General features: G+C 71.8%; 18 protein-coding genes. 3 read left to right on the top strand and 15 right to left on the bottom strand.

The window, feature by feature from the left end:
• Nucleotides 1-248 precede the first annotated feature (248 nt).
• The 7 genes from topA to ACF08N_RS19390 all read right to left on the bottom strand — a co-directional run bounded on the left by topA (nt 249) and on the right by ACF08N_RS19390 (nt 10,265).
• On the bottom strand, nt 249-3,119 hold the full coding sequence (gene topA, locus ACF08N_RS19360) for a type I DNA topoisomerase (RefSeq protein WP_392325838.1): 2,871 nt from the start codon (nt 3,117-3,119) through the stop codon (nt 249-251).
• A 224-nt stretch (nt 3,120-3,343) separates the two neighbouring features.
• The gene (locus tag ACF08N_RS19365; RefSeq protein ID WP_392325839.1) at nt 3,344-3,541 is read right to left on the bottom strand and encodes a hypothetical protein; all 198 of its coding nucleotides are present in this window, start codon (nt 3,539-3,541) and stop codon (nt 3,344-3,346) included.
• Nucleotides 3,542-3,862: 321 nt separating this feature from the next.
• The gene (locus tag ACF08N_RS19370; protein WP_392325840.1) at nt 3,863-5,398 is read right to left on the bottom strand and encodes a methyltransferase; all 1,536 of its coding nucleotides are present in this window, start codon (nt 5,396-5,398) and stop codon (nt 3,863-3,865) included.
• Nucleotides 5,399-5,541: 143 nt separating this feature from the next.
• Complete coding sequence (locus ACF08N_RS19375) at nt 5,542-6,129, bottom strand: small secreted protein (RefSeq protein WP_392325841.1); 588 nt, start codon at nt 6,127-6,129, stop codon at nt 5,542-5,544.
• Nucleotides 6,130-6,318: 189 nt separating this feature from the next.
• The gene (locus ACF08N_RS19380) at nt 6,319-8,727 is read right to left on the bottom strand and encodes a sodium-translocating pyrophosphatase (RefSeq protein ID WP_392325842.1); all 2,409 of its coding nucleotides are present in this window, start codon (nt 8,725-8,727) and stop codon (nt 6,319-6,321) included.
• A 662-nt stretch (nt 8,728-9,389) separates the two neighbouring features.
• The gene (locus tag ACF08N_RS19385) at nt 9,390-9,818 is read right to left on the bottom strand and encodes an ATP-binding protein (RefSeq protein ID WP_392325843.1); all 429 of its coding nucleotides are present in this window, start codon (nt 9,816-9,818) and stop codon (nt 9,390-9,392) included.
• A gap of 93 nt (nt 9,819-9,911) precedes the next feature.
• On the bottom strand, nt 9,912-10,265 hold the full coding sequence (locus ACF08N_RS19390) for an STAS domain-containing protein (protein WP_003967428.1): 354 nt from the start codon (nt 10,263-10,265) through the stop codon (nt 9,912-9,914).
• Nucleotides 10,266-10,344: 79 nt separating this feature from the next.
• On the opposite strand from ACF08N_RS19390, the gene ACF08N_RS19395 reads away from it, so the two are divergent.
• On the top strand, nt 10,345-12,933 hold the full coding sequence (locus tag ACF08N_RS19395; RefSeq protein WP_392325844.1) for a DEAD/DEAH box helicase: 2,589 nt from the start codon (nt 10,345-10,347) through the stop codon (nt 12,931-12,933).
• Between the two features lie 229 nt (nt 12,934-13,162).
• Here the strand turns inward: ACF08N_RS19395 and ACF08N_RS19400 are convergent, their stop codons facing one another.
• The 7 genes from ACF08N_RS19400 to ssd form a co-directional block, all read right to left on the bottom strand.
• Nucleotides 13,163-13,558 carry an Rv3654c family TadE-like protein gene (locus ACF08N_RS19400; protein ID WP_392325845.1) on the bottom strand — a complete coding sequence of 132 codons (396 nt, stop codon included), beginning with the start codon at nt 13,556-13,558 and terminating at the stop codon, nt 13,163-13,165.
• Nucleotides 13,555-14,001 (bottom strand): TadE family type IV pilus minor pilin, encoded by a 447-nt coding sequence (locus ACF08N_RS19405; RefSeq protein ID WP_392325846.1) that lies wholly within the window; start codon nt 13,999-14,001, stop codon nt 13,555-13,557. The genes ACF08N_RS19400 and ACF08N_RS19405 overlap by 4 nt, the downstream gene beginning before the upstream one ends.
• A 40-nt stretch (nt 14,002-14,041) precedes the next feature.
• On the bottom strand, nt 14,042-14,179 hold the full coding sequence (locus ACF08N_RS19410; RefSeq protein WP_392326008.1) for a DUF4244 domain-containing protein: 138 nt from the start codon (nt 14,177-14,179) through the stop codon (nt 14,042-14,044).
• 180 nt (nt 14,180-14,359) lie between these two features.
• Complete coding sequence (locus ACF08N_RS19415; RefSeq protein WP_392325847.1) at nt 14,360-15,154, bottom strand: type II secretion system F family protein; 795 nt, start codon at nt 15,152-15,154, stop codon at nt 14,360-14,362.
• Nucleotides 15,151-15,984: a type II secretion system F family protein gene (locus tag ACF08N_RS19420; RefSeq protein ID WP_392326009.1), complete on the bottom strand. Its 834-nt coding sequence runs from the start codon at nt 15,982-15,984 to the stop codon at nt 15,151-15,153. Before ACF08N_RS19420 ends, ACF08N_RS19415 begins: the two co-directional genes overlap by 4 nt.
• Nucleotides 15,985-15,998: 14 nt before the next feature.
• Nucleotides 15,999-17,147: a TadA family conjugal transfer-associated ATPase gene (locus ACF08N_RS19425; RefSeq protein WP_392325848.1), complete on the bottom strand. Its 1,149-nt coding sequence runs from the start codon at nt 17,145-17,147 to the stop codon at nt 15,999-16,001.
• On the bottom strand, nt 17,144-18,247 hold the full coding sequence (ssd, locus tag ACF08N_RS19430) for a septum site-determining protein Ssd (protein WP_392325849.1): 1,104 nt from the start codon (nt 18,245-18,247) through the stop codon (nt 17,144-17,146). Before ssd ends, ACF08N_RS19425 begins: the two co-directional genes overlap by 4 nt.
• Nucleotides 18,248-18,737: 490 nt before the next feature.
• Here ssd and ACF08N_RS19435 point away from each other — a divergent pair, with 490 nt between their 5' ends.
• Nucleotides 18,738-19,616: an HAD family hydrolase gene (locus tag ACF08N_RS19435; protein ID WP_392325850.1), complete on the top strand. Its 879-nt coding sequence runs from the start codon at nt 18,738-18,740 to the stop codon at nt 19,614-19,616.
• A gap of 347 nt (nt 19,617-19,963) precedes the next feature.
• Here the strand turns inward: ACF08N_RS19435 and ACF08N_RS19440 are convergent, their stop codons facing one another.
• The gene (locus ACF08N_RS19440) at nt 19,964-20,794 is read right to left on the bottom strand and encodes an oxidoreductase (protein ID WP_392325851.1); all 831 of its coding nucleotides are present in this window, start codon (nt 20,792-20,794) and stop codon (nt 19,964-19,966) included.
• Between the two features lie 102 nt (nt 20,795-20,896).
• Here ACF08N_RS19440 and ACF08N_RS19445 point away from each other — a divergent pair, with 102 nt between their 5' ends.
• Complete coding sequence (locus ACF08N_RS19445) at nt 20,897-21,883, top strand: ATP-binding protein (RefSeq protein WP_392325852.1); 987 nt, start codon at nt 20,897-20,899, stop codon at nt 21,881-21,883.
• Nucleotides 21,884-21,907: the final 24 nt, after the last annotated feature.

Genomic DNA, 21,907 nt, shown 5'->3' on the forward strand with positions numbered 1-21,907 from the left:
GAGCGCGTTGCTCCCCGGAGGGGGTGTCCGAACACACGGGCGCTTTGTCACACGAGTGTGAAGGTCCTCGTGCGGCAAAGCGCCCGGTGCGCAGCGGCCGGGAGTGACCCCGGCCGCATCTCCGCTTCCTGCTCCCGCGCCCCGAGCCACTTCCCGCTCGTCGCGCGGAGCCGTTTCCTACTCCTCGCCCGAGCCGCTTCCCGCTCGTCGCGCGGAGCCGTTTCCTGCTCCCAGCCCGAAGCCGCTTGCTACTCCTCGCCCGGAGCCGTCGCGGCGTTGGCCGACGCGGCGGCCTTCTTCGTGGCGGTCTTCTTCGCCGGAGCCTTCTTGGCGGCGGCCGTCGTCTTCTTCGCGGCCGTCGTCTTCTTGGCTGCCGTGGCCTTGGCGGCGGTCTTCTTCGCCGCCGTCTTCTTGGCCGCGGTCTTCTTGGCGGGCGCCTTCTTCGCCGCCGTCTTCTTCTTGACCGGTCCCTTGGCGCGCTTCTCGGCGAGCAGCTCGTAGCCGCGCTCCGGCGTGATGTCCTCGACGCTGTCGCCGGTGCGCAGCGTCGCGTTGGTCTCGCCGTCGGTGACGTACGGGCCGAAGCGGCCGTCCTTGACGACGACCGGACGCTCGCTGACCGGGTCGGTGCCCAGCTCCTTCAGCGGCGGCTTGGCCGCGGCCCGCCCGCGCTGCTTGGGCTGCGCGTAGATCGCGAGGGCCTCGTCCAGCGTGATGCTGAAGAGCTGCTCCTCGTTCTCCAGCGAGCGCGAGTCGGTGCCCTTCTTCAGGTACGGGCCGTAGCGGCCGTTCTGCGCGGTGATCTCGACGCCTTCGGCGTCGGTGCCGACCACACGCGGCAGGGACATCAGCCTCAGCGCGTCCTCGAGGGTGACCGTGTCCAGCGACATGGACTTGAACAGCGACGCCGTACGCGGCTTGACCGCGTTCTTGCCGGTCTTCGGCGTGCCCTCGGGCAGCACCTCGGTGACGTACGGGCCGTAGCGGCCGTCCTTGGCGATGATCTGGTGTCCGGTCGCCGGGTCGGTGCCCAGCTCGAAGTCACCGCTCGGCTTGGCGAGCAGTTCCTCCGCGTACTCCACGGTCAGCTCGTCGGGCGCGAGGTCGTCGGGCACGTCGGCGCGCTGGTGGCCGTCCGCGTCCTTCTCGCCGCGCTCGACGTACGGGCCGTAGCGGCCGACGCGCAGCACGATGCCGCTGCCGACGGGGAAGCTGGAGATCTCGCGGGCGTCGATGGCGCCGAGGTCGGTCACCAGCTCCTTGAGGCCGCCGAGGTGGTCGCCGTCGCCGTTGCCCGCCTCGGAGGCGGCGCCGGCGGCGTCGCCCTCGCCGAAGTAGAACCGCTTCAGCCACGGCACGGCCTGCGCCTCGCCCCGGGCGATGCGGTCGAGGTCGTCCTCCATCCTGGCGGTGAAGTCGTAGTCGACGAGCCGGCCGAAGTGCTTCTCCAGCAGGTTGACCACCGCGAAGGAGAGGAACGACGGCACGAGCGCCGTCCCCTTCTTGAAGACGTAGCCGCGGTCCAGGATCGTGCCGATGATCGACGCGTACGTCGACGGGCGGCCGATCTCGCGCTCCTCCAGCTCCTTGACCAGCGACGCCTCGGTGTAGCGGGCGGGCGGCTTGGTGGCGTGGCCGTCGACCGAGATCTCCTCGGCGGACAGCGCGTCGCCCTCGGCGACCTGCGGGAGGCGCCGCTCGCGGTCGTCCAGCTCCGCGTTCGGGTCGTCGGCGCCCTCCACGTAGGCCTTCATGAAGCCGTGGAAGGTGATCGTCTTGCCGGACGCGGTGAACTCGGCGTCGCGGCCGTCGGAGGCCCGGCCGCCGATCTTCACGGTCACGCTGTTTCCGACGGCGTCCTTCATCTGGGACGCGACGGTCCGCTTCCAGATCAGCTCGTAGAGCCGGAACTGGTCGCCGGTCAGTCCGGTCTCGGCAGGCGTGCGGAAACGATCACCCGAGGGACGGATCGCCTCGTGCGCCTCCTGCGCGTTCTTGACCTTGCCGGCGTAGGTGCGGGGCTTGTCCGGCAGGTAGTCGGAGCCGTACAGCTGGGTCACCTGCGCCCGGGCCGCCGCGACGGCGGTGTCGGACAGCGTGGTGGAGTCCGTACGCATGTAGGTGATGAAGCCGTTCTCGTACAGCTTCTGCGCGACCTGCATGGTCGCCTTGGCACCGAAGCCCAGCTTGCGCGAGGCCTCCTGCTGCAGCGTCGTCGTGCGGAACGGTGCGTACGGCGAGCGGCGGTAGGGCTTGGACTCGACGGAGCGGACCGCGAAGGACGCGTCCTGGAGCGCCGCGGCCAGGGCACGGGCGTTCGTCTCGTCGAGGTGGAGCACCTGGTCGCTCTTGAGCCGGCCGTCCGCACCGAAGTCACGGCCCTGCGCGACGCGCTGCCCGTTCACCGTGTTGAGGCGGGCCGTGAGGGTCGAGGGGTCGGAGGTGTCACCGGCGCGGCCGGTGGCGAAGGTGCCGGTCAGGTCCCAGTACTCGGCGGAGCGGAACGCGATGCGCTCGCGCTCCCGCTCGACGACGAGCCGGGTGGCGACGGACTGCACACGCCCGGCGGACAGCCGGGGCATGACCTTCTTCCACAGGACCGGCGAGACCTCGTAGCCGTAGAGGCGGTCGAGGATGCGGCGGGTCTCCTGGGCGTCGACCATGCGCTTGTTGAGCTCGCGCGGGTTGGCGACGGCGTCGCGGATCGCTTCCTTGGTGATCTCGTGGAACACCATGCGGTGGACGGGCACCTTGGGCTTGAGCACCTCGAGGAGGTGCCACGCGATGGCCTCGCCCTCGCGGTCCTCATCGGTGGCGAGGTAGAGCTCGTCGGACTGGGCCAGCTGCTCCTTGAGCTTCCTGACCTGGGCCCGCTTGTCGGCGTTGACGACGTAGATCGGCTGGAAGTCGTGCTCGACGTCGACGCCGAGCCGGCGCACCTCGCCGGTGTACTTCTCCGGCACCTCGGCGGCGCCGTTCGGCAGGTCGCGGATGTGCCCGACGCTCGCCTCGACGACATATCCAGGGCCGAGATAGCCCTTGATCGTCTTCGCCTTGGCAGGCGACTCGACAATCACGAGTCGGCGGCCGCCCTGTGCGGCCTCGCTGGTCGGGGACAACTTCGCTCTTCTCTCCGGTCGACGCTCGATGGGCGCTCACTGCGGTGCGGTACGCGGTTCTACAAGCGTTACGGCACTGCTGTGGCGCTGCTGTCGCTGCGGAGTGTGACGGTACAACCCGCCCCCGTGTCAAACGGCAAAAGACCGCAACGGCCACTCGAACGGTAACCCGACTCCAGCCTTTTCTGCCGCCCGGACCGGCACGTCGGCGGCCGTGCGCCTCCTCAGACGCGAGCGAAGCACCACACCCCGAGCGTGAGGAAGGCCGCACCGAAGAAGATCCCGAAGGCGGTGGCCGTGGCGGGGCTCACTCCGTGCGCGACCGGTGCGCGATGCGCGAGCCGCGTCCCCGTCCACAGCAGCAGCCCGGCTCCGAACAGCGCGAATGCCGTTCCGGCGAAGATCGCTGGCCCGCTCTCCATGCCCGTACCCGGCCTTTCCCTGGCGCCATGGATGTCCGGATGCCGAGGCTGGCACCCCTGGGCGTCGTCCGCGCGAATTCCGGGTGAACGACGCGTGGGTTCACTCGCGCGGTCGCGTCGGCAATTTTTCCGGAGGGACACCCTCCTCTTTCTCTCCCCCGCCGATCTCGCTCCTTTGATCGTTCCCGTACCCGGCACGGAGAGCGGGGCCGCTGACCGGACAATGGCCGGTTTGCCCGCATCGGCAGGCGCAAACCGTGCGCTTTCCGACGCCGTCGTGCCTCCGCCGCTGCCGACGCCGTCGTCCCTGCGCCGTCGTACCTACGCCGTCGTGGCCGGACCGGCCGGTTCGAGGAAGCCCTCCTCCACCAGCAGCCGCAGCGCCTGCGGTGTGCGGTCGCGCAGGAGCACCGGGTCCTCGTCGATCAGCTGGGCGATCGCGTCCAGAATCCGTCCGGCGCTCAGCGTCCCGTCGCACACCCCCGCGAACCCCGCGCCCACGGTGTCGACCTTGGTCGCCCGCCGCATGCCGCGGTTCTGGCGGAGGACCACGTGCTCCGGGTCCTCGGCGCCCGGCAGCCCGACCTGCTCCTGCACCACCTCGGGCGCCAGCCGGAAGCGGTCGGAGAGCAGCGCCGCGTCGTCGTGCGTCCGCAGATAGTCCTGCCGGTCGAAGTGGGCGCGCACGGCATCGCCGAGCGGCTGCTCCACGGGATGCGGCCACTCCTCCGCCACGATCGACGGCCGGTCCGCACCGGATTTGCGCAGCGTGATCCAGCCGAAGCCGACCGCCTTGGTCTTGCGCGCCTCGAACTCGTCCAGCCACGCGCCGTACCGCGCCGCGTACTGCGCGGGATCGCCGCGGTGGTCGCCGCTGTCGCGCAGCCACAGCTCCGCGTACTGCGTGATGTCCTGCACCTCGCGCTGCACGATCCAGGCGTCGCAGCCGCGCGGTACCCACGAGCGCAGCCGCTCCTGCCAGTCCTCCCCCTCCATGTGCTGCCAGTTGGCGAGGAACTGGGCGAAGCCGCCCTCGTTCAGCCGGTCTCCCGCCTGCTGGACGAGCGAGCGGCACAGATCGTCCCCGCCCATCCCGCCGTCCCGGTAGGTCAGCCGGGCACCGGGGCCTCCCATGCCGGAGGCCACGGGAGAGATGACGAAGGGCGGGTTGGAAACGATCAGGTCGTACGTGTCCGAGGCGACCGGCTCGAACAGCGAACCCTCGCGCAGGTCGGCCTCCCGCGCGCCGGAGAGCGCGAGGGTGAGCCGGGCGAAGTGCAGGGCGCGGGGATTGAGATCGGTGGCGGTCACCCGGATCGCGTGCTGTGCGGCGTGCAGCGCCTGGATACCCGATCCCGTGCCCAGGTCGAGCGCGGACGCGACAGGCGTCCGCACGGTGATGCCGGCGAGCGTGGTGGAGGCGCCGCCGACGCCGAGGACGACGCCCTCGCCCTGTCCTCCGGCCCCGCCCGCGCCGCCGACCGCGCAGCCCAGGTCGGACACGATGAACCAGTCCTGGCCCTCGGGCCCCCCGTACGGCCGCACGTCCACGGCGGCCCGGACCTCGTCGCCGTCGCGCACGACCCAGCCGTCCGCCAGGCACACGTCGACGGGCAGCGCGGCGCGGGCCCGCTCGGACGCCACGGGCCGCTGAAGCAGGAACAACCGGACGAGCGTCTCCAGCGCTCCCTCCCCGCGGGTGGCGCGCAGGGCGGGCACGGTCTCGCTGCGGGCGAGCGCCGCGTACGCGGGAGCTCCGAGCAGGTCGAGCAGGCCGTCGGCGGTGAAGCCGGCGGCGAGGAGGGCGTCGCGGAGCCGGGGAGCGTGATCGGGCGCGGGAAGACTGGTCGTACTCACGAACCCATTGTGGGGGCCGCCACCGACAATCGCCGCACGGCCCGGCCCCGTCGGGACCGGGCCGTGCGGCATGGCGCCTACGCCTCAGTCACGGGCGGAGTGGGCCCTCACAACAGCCTCGTTGCCGTGCGTACGAGCTCAGGTCACGCCTTGCTGGGCGACGCTGACGCGCCCGAGGCGGGGGTCGACGTCCTCGCCTTCTGGCAGCCCGGCTGCTTCGCCATCGCCTGGCCCAACTCGCCGGACTGCAGCCTGGCCAGCGCGTCCTGGTCCATGCGCTCGATCTTCTTCAGGCCGTCCGCGACCTCCTGCAGGCCGTCGGCGAACTTCTGCTGGTCCTTCGGGTCGAGTCCGTCGACCTTCTGCTTGAGCGCCAGGTACTCCTTGGCGGTGGCCTCCAGCTCGTTCACCGCGTCCGAGCGGAGCTTCTCGCCGTTCTCGACCGGCGGGACGCCGGCGTCCCTGACCGCCTTGGCAAGTGCCTTGTCCGCGGCGGCGATGTCCGCGAAAGCCTTGGAGTCGGCGGACTGGATGTCGGCGGGCTTGCCGTCCGCGGCCGTCGAGATGATGGCCTGCTGGGCGTCGGCCCTCTTCTGGATCTGCGGCTGTGCCTGGTCACAGACCTTCTTGGCCCAGTCGTTCACCTTCTCCTCGCTGTCGTCCCCGCATCCCGACAGCGCCAGTACCAGTACCGCACCGCCGGACAGTGCGGCCGCAAGCTTCTTGTTCACCGGATTGGTCCCTTCCAAGGCTCTCTCGGCCCCGGAACATACACGCCAAGTGGGCGACAAACGCGTGTCGTACGCCCGGTTCATCACCTATTGCAGCCATTTGCACCAAGAGAGACATGACTCACCCACACGCGCGAACGGGCGGACGCCGCGTCACTGTGCGGCATCCGCCCGTCCCTTGAGAACCCGTCAGGAAACCACCGCTGGATCGGGCGACTTCGCGCTGCGCTCGGCCGGGTTGTCCCCGTCGTCGCCCACCGCGATTCCGCGCCGCTTGGAGATGTACACGGCACCCACGATGACCGCCATGGCGACCACGGCCACCAGCGCGCGGACACCGGCACTGGAGTCGTCCCCGTAGCTGAACTGCACGACCGCCGGCGCGATCAGCAGCGCCACCAGGTTCATCACCTTCAGCAGGGGGTTGATCGCCGGACCGGCCGTGTCCTTGAACGGGTCGCCGACCGTGTCACCGATCACCGTCGCCGCATGGGCCTCGCTGCCCTTGCCGCCGTGGTGTCCGTCCTCGACCAGCTTCTTGGCGTTGTCCCACGCGCCACCGGAGTTGGCGAGGAAGACGGCCATCAGCGTTCCCGTGCCGATCGCCCCCGCGAGGAACGAGCCGAGCGCGCCGACTCCGAGCGAGAAGCCGACCGCGATCGGCGTCATCACCGCGAGCAGACCCGGCGTGGCCAGCTCCCGCAGCGCGTCCTTGGTGCAGATGTCGACGACGCGCCCGTACTCCGGCTTCTCCGAGTAGTCCATGATCCCCGGGTGCTCTCGGAACTGCCGCCGCACCTCATAGACCACGGCTCCCGCCGAACGGGACACGGCGTTGATCGCCAGCCCGGAGAAGAGGAAGACGACCGCGGCGCCCAGGACCAGGCCCACCAGGTTGTTGGGCTGGGAGATGTCCATCACCAGGTTCATCGGGGCGCCGTCGCCGAGCCTCTCGCCGACGTCCCTGGCCGCGGTGCCGATGGCGTCGCGGTACGAGCCGAAGAGCGCGGCCGCCGCGAGCACGGCCGTGGCGATGGCGATGCCCTTGGTGATGGCCTTGGTCGTGTTGCCGACGGCGTCCAGGTCGGTGAGGACCTGCGCGCCCGCGCCGGTGACGTCGCCCGACATCTCCGCGATGCCCTGGGCGTTGTCGGAGACCGGTCCGAAGGTGTCCATCGCCACGATGACGCCGACCGTGGTGAGCAGGCCGGTACCGGCGAGCGCCACGGCGAACAGGGCGAGCAGGATCGACGTGCCGCCCAGCAGGAACGCCCCGTAGACACCGAGGCCGATCAACAGCGCGGTGTAGACAGCGGATTCGAGGCCGATCGAGATACCGGCCAGGACGACGGTGGCCGGGCCGGTCAGCGACGACTTGCCGATGTCCCGGACCGGACGCCGGTTCGTCTCGGTGAAGTAGCCCGTCAACTGCTGGATCAGGGCTGCCAGCACGATGCCGATGGCGACGGCCACGAGCGCCAGCACGCGCGGGTCGCCGTCGTGCACCCGGACCGCGGCGTCGCCGACGCCGTCCAACTCCGCGTACGAAGAAGGCAGGTAGACGAACACCGCGATGGCCACCAGGACGATCGAGATCACCGCGGAGATGAAGAATCCGCGGTTGATTGCGGTCATCCCGCTGCGGTCGGCGCGCCGCGGGGCGACCGCGAAGATGCCGATCATCGCGGTGACCACGCCGATCGCCGGGACAATCAGCGGGAAGGCGAGCCCGGCGTCACCGAAGGCCGCCGAGCCGAGGATGAGCGCCGCGACGAGCGTGACGGCGTACGACTCGAAGAGGTCGGCCGCCATGCCGGCGCAGTCGCCGACGTTGTCGCCCACGTTGTCGGCGATGGTGGCGGCGTTGCGCGGGTCGTCCTCGGGGATGCCCTGCTCGACCTTGCCGACGAGGTCGGCGCCGACGTCGGCCGCCTTGGTGAAGATGCCGCCGCCGACACGCATGAACATGGCGATCAGCGCGGCGCCGAGGCCGAAGCCCTCGAGCACCTTGGGCGCGTCGGCCGCGTAGACGAGCACGACGCAGGAGGCACCGAGCAGACCGAGGCCCACCGTGAACATGCCGACCACGCCGCCCGTACGAAAGGCGATCTTCATGGCCTTGTGCGAGACGGCCGTCAGATCCTTTTCCGGCTCTCCTTCCCGCGGTGTGGCTTCCCGGGCGGCCGCCGCCACCCGGACGTTGGCCCGTACGGCAAGACGCATGCCGATGTATCCGGTGGCCGCCGAGAAAATAGCGCCCACCAGGAAGAACACCGAGCGCCCCGCGCGCTGCGACCAGTCGTCGGCCGGAAGAAGCATGAGCAGGAAGAACACCACGACGGCGAAGATGCCGAGAGTGCGCAGCTGCCGTGCGAGATAGGCGTTCGCGCCTTCCTGCACCGCCGCCGCGATCTTCTTCATGGAATCGGTGCCCTCGCCGGCGGCGAGGACCTGGCGCACCAACAGCTGGGCGACGACCAGGGCCACCAGTGCGACGGCTGCGATGACTACGACGATCATCCGGTTGTCGTCCGTGAGCACCGCAGCCGCATAGGAAGTGGGATGATCGGTCATTTGTGGGTTGAAGAGCCCCGCCATTCGTCCTCCTTGACGTTCAGAGCTCAAGATGTGGACGGATTGTAGGTAGCGGAACCTGATCAAAACAGGGCGCGGCAAATGTAATTGACCTTCACCGGCTACTCAGCAAATGATCGCGTTCCGAAAATGCACCCGGAAGCGGTAATGGGGCAAAAGCATTGACCCTTGATCGATGATCTAGAAAAATGAAAGAGACCCTGCTCAGCGGGGCCTCTTTCAGGGCAGTACGACCGGAGAACCGGAAGATCAATCACCCGGACAGCCGTCAACCGCACGCAGGGGGCCGCCCTCCGAATCTGGCCGGTCCGCCGCGACGGCCTCGTGGATCCCTCGGGCGGTTCGTCGATCTGGTCGGCCCGCGTTGGGCCGATCGGGTCACGGCGGTGCCTGTCCGGCGTCGGCGGGGGCCGGCAGGACGGCGGGTCGCGGGCGTCAGGGCGCACGGAGCGGGTGGCATGACGGTGGGGGCGCACGCGTCAGGAAGCGCGGCCGGGCCGCAGGACGTGCCCGTCCGGACGCGCAGAGGGGGTGCCAGGGCCGCGGGCCGTACTCACTGGGGCCCCAGGACCGGGGCGTAGCCGGGAGCCTGCTGGACGCGTCAGGAGGCACGGCCGAGGCGGAGCCAGGAGCCGACCGAAGGCGTCAGGAGCCGACCGAAGGCGTCAGGACGCCGCTGGAGGCGGTGCCGCGGGCCAGCTCATCCGGATCACGCCGCCCTCCTCGGAGGACGAGACCTCCATGTCGTCGACGAGACCGCTGATCACGGCGAGACCCATCTCGTCCTCGCCCTCGGCGTCGGCCTCCTCGTCCGCCGCACCGCCGGCGGCCGCACCGCCCGAGCCGGGAACCTCGTCCCCGACCTCGATCGAGAAGGTCTTCTCCTCCTCGGACAGCACGACCCGCACGGGCGCCGTGAGGCCATGGCTGCGGTGCAGCCCGACCGCCCGGCTGCAGGCCTCACCGACGGCGAGGCGGACCTCGTCCAGCACCGCCTCGTCGACCCCGGCCCTGCGTGCCACGGCAGCGGCGACCAGCCGGGCCGTCCTGACGTGCTCGGGCTGGGCGCTGAAGCGGAGCTCAACGGTGGCCATGCAGATCCCCCTCGGACGTACGAGCGTGCCTCTCAGGGGCCCGGGCTGGGTGCCCGGTGCCCCTCACTGCTTCCGGTGGTCTCCGGCCGACCGTCAGTCGGTCGCCGCGACGGCTTCGTCGACCGTGGTGTGAATCGGGAACACCTTGGTCAGACCCGTGATCCGGAAGATCTTGAGAATGCGCTCCTGGTTGCACACCAGGCGCAGCGAGCCCTCATGCGCACGCACGCGCTTCAGGCCGCCGACGAGCACGCCGAGGCCGGTGGAGTCGAGAAAATCCACACCCTCCATGTCGACAACCAGGTGGTAGCTGCCGTCGTTCACCAACTCGACCAACTGCTCGCGCAGCTTGGGCGCGGTATACACATCAATCTCGCCACCGACCTCGACGACCGTACGGTCGCCACCAGGGCCGGACACATTGCGAGTCGACAGGGACAGGTCCACGGATCCTCCAGCACCTTGCTATCGAGCGGCCGCCCCCTCAGGTCTCCCCGACGGAGCCGGAGGACGGTCGCCAGCCGCGATGGCATTCAATCACTTACCAGCAGCCATGCACGACGCCTTGGGACCATTGTCCGTCACGCCAGTGACACACTCGGTGCCGATGGCCATGAATCACCGTCCCAGACGACCTCCCGAGAGCAGGGAAACCCGCCCCTCCCCCGGTGCAGTCCTCGACCGGCTCACCACGGGGGCGAACCGGGCTGCGCGCATCACTCATACGGAGCACTTGCCCCCGCGACCGGGCAGGCATGCCGTCTGGCCCGACCGCATCCGCGCGGAAGTGATCGGCGCCGTCCAGGAGGCGGGCATCGACCATCCCTGGGCCCACCAGGCGGCCGCCGCCGAGCACGCCCTGGACGGCGAGTCCGTGGTGATCGCGACCGGCACCGCCTCGGGCAAGTCCCTGGCGTACCTCGCCCCCGTTCTCAGCACCCTCCTCGACGGCGCCGAGGCGCCGAACGGCCGCGGCACCACCGCCCTGTACCTGGCCCCCACCAAAGCCCTCGCCGCCGACCAGCTCCGCGCCGTCAGAGAGCTCGCCGCGCCCCTCGGGAACCGCATCCGCCCTGCCGTCTACGACGGGGACACGCCCGTCGAGGAACGGGAGTGGGTGCGGCAATACGCCAATTACGTGCTCACCAACCCGGACATGCTGCACCGCGGGATACTCCCCTCCCACCCGCGCTGGTCCTCCTTCCTGCGCTCCCTGCGCTACGTCGTGATCGACGAATGCCACACCTACCGCGGCGTCTTCGGCTCCCACGTCGCCCAGGTGCTGCGCCGCCTCCGCCGCCTGTGCGCCCGCTACGGGGCGGACCCCGTCTTCCTGCTCGCCTCGGCCACCGCCGCGGCCCCCGCCCTGGCCGCCGGCCGCCTCACCGGTCTGCCCGTCCGGGAGGTCGCCGACGACGCCTCACCGCGTGGCGAGCTCGTCTTCGCCCTCTGGGAGCCCCCGCTCACCGAGCTCCACGGCGAGAAGGGCGCGCCGGTCCGCCGCACCGCGACCGCCGAGACCGCCGACCTGCTGACCGACCTGACCGTTCAGGGGGTGCGCAGCGTCGCCTTCGTGCGCTCCCGCCGCGGCGCCGAGCTCATCTCCGTGATCGCCAAGGAGCGCCTCGCCGAGGTGGACCGCTCGCTGCCGCAGCGCATCGCCGCCTACCGCGGCGGCTACCTCCCTGAGGAACGCCGCGCCCTGGAACGCGCCCTGCACTCCGGCGACCTCCTCGGCCTCGCCGCCACCACCGCCCTCGAACTCGGCGTCGACGTCTCCGGACTCGACGCGGTCGTCATCGCCGGATACCCGGGCACCCGCGCCTCCCTGTGGCAGCAGGCCGGCCGCGCGGGACGCTCGGGCCAGGGCGCCCTGGCCGTCCTCGTCGCCCGCGACGACCCGCTGGACACGTATCTCGTCCACCACCCCGAGGCACTGTTCCGGCGGCCGGTCGAGTCCACCGTCCTCGACCCGGACAACCCCTACGTCCTCGCTCCCCACTTGTGCGCCGCCGCCGCCGAACTGCCCCTCACGGAAGCCGACCTGGAGCTCTTCGGCCCCGCCACCGCCGAGCTGATGCCCCAGTTGGAGACCGCCAGGCTGCTGCGCCGGCGCGCCTCCGGCTGGCACTGGACGCGCCGCGAGCGGGCCGCCGATCTCACCGACATCCGCGGCGGAGGCGGGCGCCCCGTCCAGATCGTCGAGGCCTCCAGCGGCCGCCTGCTCGGCACGGTCGACGAGGCCGCAGCCCACACGGCCGTGCACGACGGCGCCGTCCACCTGCACCAGGGCCGCACCTACCTGGTCAAGCAGCTCGACCTGGAGGACTCGGTCGCCCTGGTCGAGGAGGCCAACCCGCCGTACTCGACCACCGCGCGTGACACCACCTCCATCTCCGTGCTCGAGACCGACATCGAGACCCCGTGGGGCGACGGGCGCCTGTGTTACGGCTCCGTCGAGGTCACCAACCAGGTCGTCTCCTTCCTGCGCCGCCGGGTCATCACCGGCGAAGTGCTCGGCGAGTCGAAGCTCGACCTCCCGCCGCGCACCCTGCGCACCCGGGCCGTGTGGTGGACGGTCACCGACGACCAGCTCGACGCCGCCCGGGTCGGCCCGGAACAGCTCGGCGGAGCACTCCACGCCGCCGAGCACGCCTCGATCGGCATGCTGCCGCTGTTCGCCACCTGCGACCGCTGGGACATCGGCGGTGTGTCCGTCCCGCTCCATCCCGACACGCTGCTCCCCACGGTCTTCGTGTACGACGGACATCCCGGCGGAGCGGGCTTCGCCGAACGTGCCTTCCATACGGCCCGCGAATGGCTCACCGCGACGCGCGAGGCCATCGCCTCCTGCGAGTGTGAGGCGGGCTGCCCCTCGTGCATCCAGTCCCCCAAGTGCGGCAACGGCAACGACCCTCTGCACAAGCGCGGCGCGGTCCGCTTGCTCACCGAACTGCTCCGGGCAGCCCCAAAGGGAGCACCGCGGGAAGCGGACCTGCCGGGCGAGTCCGCCGAGACGCCTGCGGAGGCGTCTCCGCGGGAACCGGCGGGCGAACGTGCGGAGGAGCAGGCTGAGGGACAGACGGGCGAGCCGGAGGGCGAGCGGGGGCAGTGACCAGGCTGCGGCACCGGACGGCGATCCGGGACTAGGGCCCGCGAGGGCATCGGAGCCGAGGCTGCGCACGGCCCCGCGGAGCCGTCCGCCGGGGCCCCCGGTGGCGCGCGGACCGGGAGACGGGCCTGTCTCGGATCCAACCGGGCCGGCGGCGCCGGAGGGGCCGGCCGGGGATCCGGTGGGCCAAGCCCCCAGGGCCCGGCAACAGGACCTCCCGGGCAGCCGGCGCCTAAGGCGGCTCAGGCGGCTCAGGCGCCTCACGCGGCTCAGGCACCTGCGGTGCCCCGTCGGCCGCCCCGCCGGGCGGCCCCGCTCTCGACCTGACCTCAGGTGCGTACGGCCCGAATCGGGAGCGGGCGATCACGTCGGCGATCTCGCCCGTCATCACGCACCGGGCGACCTCCGCTGCCTGCGCCCTGGCGACCTCGGCCGCCTTGGCGCACGCCTCGTCCTGGCCGCTCAGGGCATGGTCCGCAGCGGCCAGAGCCGCCAAGTCCGCAGCCGCGCCGGCCCGGTGGCGTGCGACGACCGCCTGGCCCATCGCCAGCACGAGCGCGAAGACCGCGCACAGGACCGTGGTGGCGGAGGCCACCCAGACGGTGGCCGAGCCCCGGTCCCGGATCACGGCGCCACCGCCACGCGGCCCGGCACAGCATCACCGGAGCGGACCGGAGCACGCGGCGCGGTCACCCGCGCCCCGCCGGTCCGCGCGGCTGCCGCGCTGACGGACGAGGCGTCGTCCGTGCCCTGCCCCACCGTGTCCTCCGCCAGGGCCGCCGCCTCCGCTCCCAACGTCAGCCCCAGCCCACCGGGGCCGGGCGCGTCCGCCTCCACCCGGACCCGCCAGAGGTCGCCTGCCCTGGCCAGCGTGACGTGGGCACCGGTCGGGGCCGCCGAGCGCGCCGCGGCGAGCGCCGCCGCCCGCGGCTCGGACCTGGCCGCCGCCCGTGCCCCGGCCCGGGCCGCGTCCACGCACTGGATCTGCGCGGACGCGGCCATCAGGGCCCAGACCAGGGCCATGGCGAACACCACCAGGGCAGGAATCGCCACGGCGGCCTCGGCGGTCACCGACCCCCGGTCGCCTCCTTCCCGCCCCGCGCCTCTCCTCTCAGAACTGGGCATCGAGGGCCTTGCCGATCAGCTCCTGGAGTCCCTTCGACACGGCGTCGCTCGTGACCACCTTGTACAGAACGGCCGCGAAGCCGCAGGCGGCGATCGTCCCCACCGCGTACTCGGACGTCGTCATGCCCCGGTCCGTGCGCAGCCTGCCCACCAGGCCGTGCAGTGCGGGGAGCCGTGCTCCGTCCTGCCGATGTCCGTCGGCTGCCCGGCTTCCGCACAGCCGGTGCCACCACGTTGTCCACATGCTCAACCCCCTGTTGTCGTATTGCCTTGTAGGGAAAGAAAGTTGGAGAAATCGAAGCGGTCAGTCGCCGGACAGCAGTCCGCCGGCGAGTCCGATCACCACCGGTGCGACGCCGACGGCGAGAAAGGCGGGCAGGAAGCACAGGCCCACGGGTGCCGTGATCAGCACCTGTGCCTTTCGGCCCTGCGCAGCCACTTCTCGGGCACGGTCCGCCCGGAGCCTCTCGGCCAGGCGAGCCACCTGCTCCGCCGCCGGGGCGCCCGTCAGATCGGCGCGCTCCAGGCATCGGGCCAGTGGTCCGGCGCCTGCTGTCGCGGCGAACCAGCCCCATGCGTGTGCCGGTTCGCCGCCGAGTCTGAGCTCGGCCGCGGCTCTGGCGAGCCGTTCGCCGAGCTGCCCGCCCAGTGACTCGCCCACGGCCTCGGCCGCCTCGCGCGGTCCCGCGCCGGCCGAGATGCACGCGGCCAGGAGGTCGGCGGCGAGCGGCAGTTGGCGTGCCGTCTCATTCCCGCCGCCGATGCCCAGCTTCTCGGCCATCGTCGCCGCGGCACGCTCCCGGCGCCGGAACCAGTGCCGTACGCCGAATCCTGCAGCGATCGCCGCCACGGCGCCGACCACGCCACCGAGCAGGACGTAACAGACGGCTGCCGCTCCGAACGGCGCCGCCCACGTCTTCGCCCGGGCCACCAACTCCGCTCTGCTGCGGCGCTGTTCCCGCTCCACCGACAGCAGCGCCTCGATCCGTCCGCGCACCGCCCTGCCACGGCGGTGTGCGGCGATCAGCGAGCCGACACAGCTCACCGCCGCCAGGCCGGCCAGCACTGCCCCCAGCCTGTGGACGACGTCCGGGCTCATGCCTCCTCACCCGCCCGCACGATCCGCCCTGCCCAGAACAGGCCGGCCGCCTCCAGCAGCCCTCCGGCGACCAGGCAGGCGATGCCGCCCGGTGTGTGGAACAACACCTCCAGCGGGTCCGCTCCGAGCGCCCAGCCCATCCCGAGCCCGGCAACGGGCAGCAGTGCGAGGAGGACGACGGTCGACCAGGCGCCCGCCAACTGTGCTGCCAGGTCCTGCCGTTGATCCCGCTCGGCCCGCAGCGCCGCCTCCAGCCGGTCCAGCCCGGCGGCCAGCCCCGCACCGCTGTCCACCGCAACACGCCAGCAGGCGGCGACCCCGACCAGCCCCTCCGCCCCGGGCTGCCGGGCCGCGGCCTTCAGCGCGCCCGGCACATCGCCGCCGAACCGCGCCGCCGCCAGGACGGCGGCCTCCCCCTGACCGAGCGCATCGGTCGACCGGGCTCCGAACGACAGCGCCTGCCCCGGCTGCAGGCCCGCCCGCAGCTCCCCCGCGACCGCTCCGCACAGCGCCACCACCTCCTCGGCCCTGCGGTCCTTCTCCTTGCGCTGCTCCCGGGCCCGCAACCGCCGCCGCACCAACGGCACCGCCGCTGCCCCCACGACGAGGGGCACGACGGACTGCCCGAGGACGGCGACCACGAGCGCCACCGGCAGGCACAGCCACTCCCTGCGCAGCCGCACCACCGGAAGCACGCGCTCCCACGCCCACCACGGCGGTCCCGTGATGGCACCACCGCCCGCGAAGAGCAGCCGCGCACGGCGCAGTCCCTGGTCCTGGCCGGTGATCAGCCAGGCGGCGGCCCCGGCGCAGGCCGCCGCCGCGCACATCGACTCGGTGACCCTCACAACGCCTCCCCGATCAAGGCGCGAAGCCGCGGCCAGCCGTCCTCGCGCGTGAACGCCTCCGCGCCCCATCTCAGCGCCGGAACCGTCATCACCAGACCGGCCGCGTCCCGCTCCAGCACGTGGACCTCCGCGATGCGGCGCCGGCCGTCCGCGTCCCGTGCGAGATGGACGACCACGGACAGCGCCGCGGCCAACTGGCTGTGCAGCGCCGCCCGGTCGAGTCCGGCCGCGGTCCCCAGCGCCTCCAGCCGCGCCGGCACGTCCGCCGCCGCGTTGGCGTGCACGGTGCCGCAGCCGCCCTCGTGACCGGTGTTGAGCGCGGCCAGCAACTCGGTGACCTCGGCGCCGCGGACCTCTCCGACGACAAGCCGGTCGGGCCGCATCCGCAGTGCCTGCCGGACCAGGTCCCGCAGGGTCACCCGGCCCGCGCCCTCCTGATTGGCGGTGCGCGATTCGAGCCGCACCACATGGGGATGGTCGGGCCTCAGCTCGGCGGAGTCCTCGGCGAGCACGATGCGATCCCGCTCGCCCACCAGCCCCAGCAGACTGCTCAGCAGGGTCGTCTTCCCCGAACCGGTCCCGCCGCTGATCAGAAATGAGAGCCGGGCCGCGATCAGCGCCCGCAGCAGGCGGTCGCCGTCCGGGGGGACCGTGCCCGCCGCGACCAGCTCCCGCACCGTGAACGCCCGCGGCCGCACCACCCGCAGCGACAGACACGTCGAGCCGACCGCCACCGGAGGGATCACGGCGTGCATCCGCGTCCCGTCCGGCAGCCGGGCGTCCACCCAGGGCCGGGCGTCGTCGAGCCTGCGCTCCGCCACCGCCGCGAGCCGCTGGGCCAGTCGGCGCACCGAGGCCGCGTCCGGGAACGTCACCTCCGTGAGCTCCAGGCCCCTGCCCCGGTCCACCCACACCCGGTCCGGTGCGGAGACCAGCACATCGGTGACTGACGGGTCGGACAGCAAGGGCTCCAACGGTCCCGTGCCCACCAGCTCGCCCCGTAACTTCTCTGTCCCGCCCAGCACTTCGGCGTCTCCCAGCAGGCGGCCCTGCGCCCGCAGGGCTGCCGCCACCCTGGCCGGTGTCGGCTCCGCGCCGCTCTCCGCCAGCCGCTGCCGCACGGCCTCCAGCAGTCCGGTGCTCATGAGACCGTCTCCCCGGCGAGTGCCTTCGCCCAGAAGGCCGTGCAGAACCTGGCCAGCGGTCCGCGCCCGCTCGCGCCCGGCGGCACTCCGCCGTCCTGGGCCGCCGACAGCCCTGCCTCCACAGGAAGCTCCCCCGCGAGCGGCAGACCGAGGGCGGCCGCCACCCATTGCTCGTCCAGCCCGGAGGCGTACGGGCCGCGGACCACCACGCGCAGGTCCGAGAGGACCATGCCCACCACCGACGCGACCCTGTTCGCCGCGGCGACCGCGCGCAGCTCGCCGGGGACCACCAGCAGTCCGAGGTCCAGCTGGGCGAGCGCCTCGGCCACGCCCTCGTCGACACGGCGCGGCAGGTCGACGACGACCACGCCGCCCCGGCGGCGCGCCGCCGCGAGCACCGACCGCATCGCCTCCGGCGGGACGACGACGGAATCCCCGCGATCCCAGCTGAGCACCCGCAGCGCGTGCAGCTCCGGCAGCGACTCCTCCAGCGCACCGCCCGCGACACGGCCCTTCGAGGCGGCGAAGTCCGGCCATCGTCTGCCCTCGGTGTGCTCACCGCCGAGCAGAACGTCCAGGCCGCCTCCGAGCGGGTCGCCGTCGACGAGCATGGTGCGCCGGCCCGCGCGGGCGGCCGTCACAGCGAGGGCGCAGGCCAGCGTCGACGCCCCGGCGCCGCCCCGGCCGCCGATGACCCCGACGGTCAGCGCCTGCCGTCCGACCCCCTCGGCGACGTCCGCGATCCGGTCGACGAGCCAGCTCTCCGCGTCGGGCAGGCGCAGGACGCTGTCGGCCCCGATCTCCACCGCCCGCCGCCAGACTTCCGGGTCGTCCTGGTCGCGGCCCACGAGCAGCACCCCGCGCCTGCGGGTGGCCCCGCGGCACCGCTCGGCCGCGTCGTCCCCGACGAGGACCAGCGGGGCACCCTCCCAGGCTCCCTTCCGGTCGGGCACCGTGTGGTGGACGTCCGGCTCGGCCCCTGCCGCGGCGCACAGCCTCAGCAGGTCGTCGAGCAGGTCCGCGTCCTCGGTGACGATCAGCGGTCCCTCTCGGCGCTCCTCGGCAGTGCGGGGACGCTCCGATGTGATGGATCCGGCCACGATCTCCACCCCTCTCCCGGCGATCTCACCCGACGGCGAGATCCGTGATTCCTTCGGTCCGCGAACTTCGCGGCTGGAATCACGGTGCAGCCCACCGAAAAACCGTGTGGATCTTGCCGAAAAACTGTGGACAACTGGCCACTTGTGAATATCCCCGTAGCCCAAACCGGTGAGACGTCGAAAGGCTCCCGGAACGCAGTTCCATGACTACGCAGGGTGACAAATTTGGGAGTGAGCCTTCCACGTCTCCGAGGGCGGACGGAGGCGGGCAGCAGGCGGCGACGGCCGCGAAAAAGAGGGAGAAACCCGTCCGGACATGCGACGACCCCCGCCGGGGGGGAGAGCGGGGGTCGTCTTTCCGGCCGACTCGGGGGGGGAGGAGCCGGACCGGGTTAGCACGGTCGCGAACGATCCGTGACTTCCATGGTGTACCCGAGAGCCTTCTCAGGCAAACCCACGCGCCCCAGCGTACGCCGAATGGCGGGCACATATGCTCAGCCCCGTGGAAAACCACTCCTTGCCGCGCACAGCTGCCTTCTTTGATCTGGACAAGACGGTCATTGCGAAGTCTTCGACGCTGACCTTCAGCAAGTCCTTCTACCAAGGCGGGCTGATCAGTCGGCGTGCCGCGCTGCGCACCGCCTATACCCAGTTCGCGTTTCTCGCGGGCGGGGCCGATCACGACCAGATGGAGCGGATGCGCGCGTACCTGTCCGCGCTCTGCAGGGGCTGGAACGTGCAACAGGTCAAGGAGATCGTCGCCGAGACGCTGCACGATCTCATCGACCCGATCATCTACGACGAGGCCGCCTCCCTCATCGAGGGGCACCACATGGCCGGCCGGGACGTGGTCATCGTGTCCACGTCCGGCGCCGAGGTCGTCGAGCCCATCGGCGAGCTGCTCGGCGCGGACCGCGTCGTGGCCACCCGCATGGTCGTCGGCGACGACGGCTGCTTCACGGGCGAGGTGGAGTACTACGCGTACGGGCCGACGAAGGCCGAGGCGGTCAGGGAGCTCGCCGCCTCGGAGGGCTACGACCTCGAGCGCTGTTACGCGTACAGCGATTCGGCCACCGACATCCCGATGCTCTCGGCGGTGGGCCATCCGTACGCCGTGAATCCCGACCGCGCGCTGCGCCGCGAGGCCGCGGTGCGGGGCTGGCCGGTTCTCGTCTTCAACAGGCCGGTGCGACTGAAGCAGCGGCTGCCGGCCTTCTCGATGCCGCCGCGCCCGGCCCTGATGGCCGCCGCGGCGGTGGGAGCGGCGGCCGCGACCGCCGGACTGGTCTGGTATGCCAACCGCCGCCGGGGAGCGGCGCGCGCGGCCGGGGCGGCGGCCGTACCCGGCAGCCGCTTCGCCCGTATTTGAACCTAAAAGTAAAGAAGTCCGCCGAGGGCTTTCCCTTCCCGGCCTGCGGTAGTACAAATGAATCAACGGCCCGCGAGACCGAGGACATCCGAAAGGATCACCTTTAAACGCAGAGAAGGCCCCACGGACCGAAGCATGGAAGCCGAGCACCCACGCGACGTCGACCCGTCGATTACGGGCCAGCCGCACCAGGTGACGGGCAAAGTTCCCGACCTGATGGGCAACTTTCGAGGACGCATGGTAACTGGGTGGACATGCCAGCGGCGGTACCAATTGGTACCGCCGCAACCCTTTTCGGCAGGTATTCGGGCTTTCGGCCCGCCAGGCCGCTCCCCCGGATCGGCCCCTCAGGCCGCGCCGCGCTGAAGCGCCTCGCACACCGCCGTCGACTCCCTGACCCCGAGCTCCACGGCCCGCCCGCAGTGGGCGATCCAGGTCGCCATGCCCTCCGGCGTCCCCGAGAGGTAGCCCTCGAAGGCCGCCGCGTACGCAGCGCGCCCCTGCTCCGCGTGTCCGACCTCCGCCGGGCAGATCGACTTGGGGTCGAGGCCGCTGCCGACCAGCACGATCCGCTCGGCAGCCCGCGCGACCAGACCGTTGTGGGAAACGAACGGACGCAGTGCCAGCAGCTCGCCGTGCACGACGGCCGCCGCCACCAGGGCCGGCGCGGAGCTGCCCCTGATGATCAGTTCGGCCAGCCCGTCCAGACGTCCCGCCACCTCGTCCGCACCCGGCAGGGGGCCTTCGATCAGCGGTTCGTCGACCGGCTCGCCGGCCAGGCGCGGCCTGCCCACCGCCTCGTCGGCGCCGCTGCCGCTCGCCGCGACCAGGTGCAGCCGGGCGAGTACCCGCAGGGGCGACTGCCGCCAGATCGACAGCAGCTGGCCCGCCTCCGCCGTCAGCCGCAGCGCCGCACCGACGGTGCGCGCCTCGGGCTCGCTGCTGAAGTCGGTGCGCCGGCGCACCTCCTCCAGCGCCCAGTCGGCGCCGGACAGGGCCGCGGACGCGCGGGCTCCGCGCAGCGCGGCCTCCGACGTGATCTCGTTGCTGCGCCGCCGCATGACCCGGTGCCCGTAGACCCGGTCGACGGCTTTGCGTACGGAGTCCACGGAGTCGGCGACGCCCGGCAGGGTGCCGAGGGTGGCGAGAGGGTCGGCCGGCGAGGCGTTCGTACTCATAGGTAGCGAGGCTACGCGCCCCGGGCCCGCGCCCCACCTTGGAGTGGTCTTCTTCACCCGCCTTGACAACTGCACGCACTCATAGCACTACTCTAGGTGAACATGAAGATCGCTTTCGTAGGGAAGGGCGGCAGCGGGAAGACGACGCTGTCCTCGCTCTTCATCCGCCACCTGGCCGCCGCCGAGGCCCCTGTCGTCGCGGTGGACGCCGACATCAACCAGCACCTGGGCGCCGCGCTCGGCCTCGACGACGCGGCGGCCGCCGTTCTGCCCGCGATGGGCGCGCACCTGCCGCTGATCAAGGAGTACCTGCGCGGGACGAATCCGAGGATCGTCTCGGCCGAGACGATGATCAAGACCACGCCGCCCGGGGAGGGCTCCCGGCTGCTGCGCGTGGTCGAGGACAACCCGGTGTACGAGGCGTGCGCCCGGACCGTGCGGCTCGACGACGGTGAGATCCGGCTCATGGCGACGGGGCCGTTCACGGAGTCCGACCTCGGCGTCGCCTGCTACCACTCCAAGGTCGGCGCGGTCGAGCTGTGCCTGAACCATCTGGTGGACGGCCCGCAGGAGTACGTCGTCGTCGACATGACGGCGGGGTCGGACTCCTTCGCCTCGGGCATGTTCACCCGCTTCGACATGACGTTCCTCGTCGCCGAGCCGACCCGCAAGGGCGTGTCGGTCTACCGCCAGTACAAGGAGTACGCCCGGGACTTCGGGGTGTCGCTGAAGGTCGTGGGCAACAAGGTCCAGGGCCCCGACGACCTGGAGTTCCTGCGCGACGAGGTGGGCGACGACCTGCTCGTCACGGTGGGGCACTCGGACTGGGTGCGGGCCATGGAGAAGGGCCGGCCGCCTCGGTTCGAGCTGCTGGAGGCCGCCAACCGTATGGCGCTGCAGACCCTGCAGGACGCGGCGGAGGACTCGTACGCGCAGCGGGACTGGGAGCGCTACACCCGGCAGATGGTCCACTTCCACCTGAAGAACGCGGAGAGCTGGGGGAACGCGAAGACGGGTGCGGACCTGGCCGCGCAGGTGGACCCGGCGTTCGTGCTCGGCGAGCACGCGCCGGTGCCGCAGCCGGGCTGATCCGTGCGACGAGGGCGGCCCGGC

Origin of the sequence: Streptomyces sp. NPDC015127, from assembly GCF_043080095.1 — a bacterium.
In the GTDB taxonomy this organism is placed as follows: Bacteria; Actinomycetota; Actinomycetes; order Streptomycetales; family Streptomycetaceae; genus Streptomyces.

Coding starts and splice junctions, on each gene's coding strand:
- ACF08N_RS19365 (WP_392325839.1), bottom strand. CDS start 3,541: ATGGAGAGCGGGCCAGCGATCTTCGCCGGAACGGCATTCGCGCTGTTC.
- ACF08N_RS19380 (WP_392325842.1), bottom strand. CDS start 8,727: ATGGCGGGGCTCTTCAACCCACAAATGACCGATCATCCCACTTCCTAT.
- ACF08N_RS19385 (WP_392325843.1), bottom strand. CDS start 9,818: ATGGCCACCGTTGAGCTCCGCTTCAGCGCCCAGCCCGAGCACGTCAGG.
- ACF08N_RS19395 (WP_392325844.1), top strand. CDS start 10,345: ATGGCATTCAATCACTTACCAGCAGCCATGCACGACGCCTTGGGACCA.
- ACF08N_RS19410 (WP_392326008.1), bottom strand. CDS start 14,179: ATGACGACGTCCGAGTACGCGGTGGGGACGATCGCCGCCTGCGGCTTC.
- ACF08N_RS19415 (WP_392325847.1), bottom strand. CDS start 15,154: ATGAGCCCGGACGTCGTCCACAGGCTGGGGGCAGTGCTGGCCGGCCTG.
- ACF08N_RS19420 (WP_392326009.1), bottom strand. CDS start 15,984: ATGTGCGCGGCGGCGGCCTGCGCCGGGGCCGCCGCCTGGCTGATCACC.
- ACF08N_RS19425 (WP_392325848.1), bottom strand. CDS start 17,147: ATGAGCACCGGACTGCTGGAGGCCGTGCGGCAGCGGCTGGCGGAGAGC.
- ACF08N_RS19435 (WP_392325850.1), top strand. CDS start 18,738: ATGCTCAGCCCCGTGGAAAACCACTCCTTGCCGCGCACAGCTGCCTTC.
- ACF08N_RS19440 (WP_392325851.1), bottom strand. CDS start 20,794: ATGAGTACGAACGCCTCGCCGGCCGACCCTCTCGCCACCCTCGGCACC.
- ACF08N_RS19445 (WP_392325852.1), top strand. CDS start 20,897: ATGAAGATCGCTTTCGTAGGGAAGGGCGGCAGCGGGAAGACGACGCTG.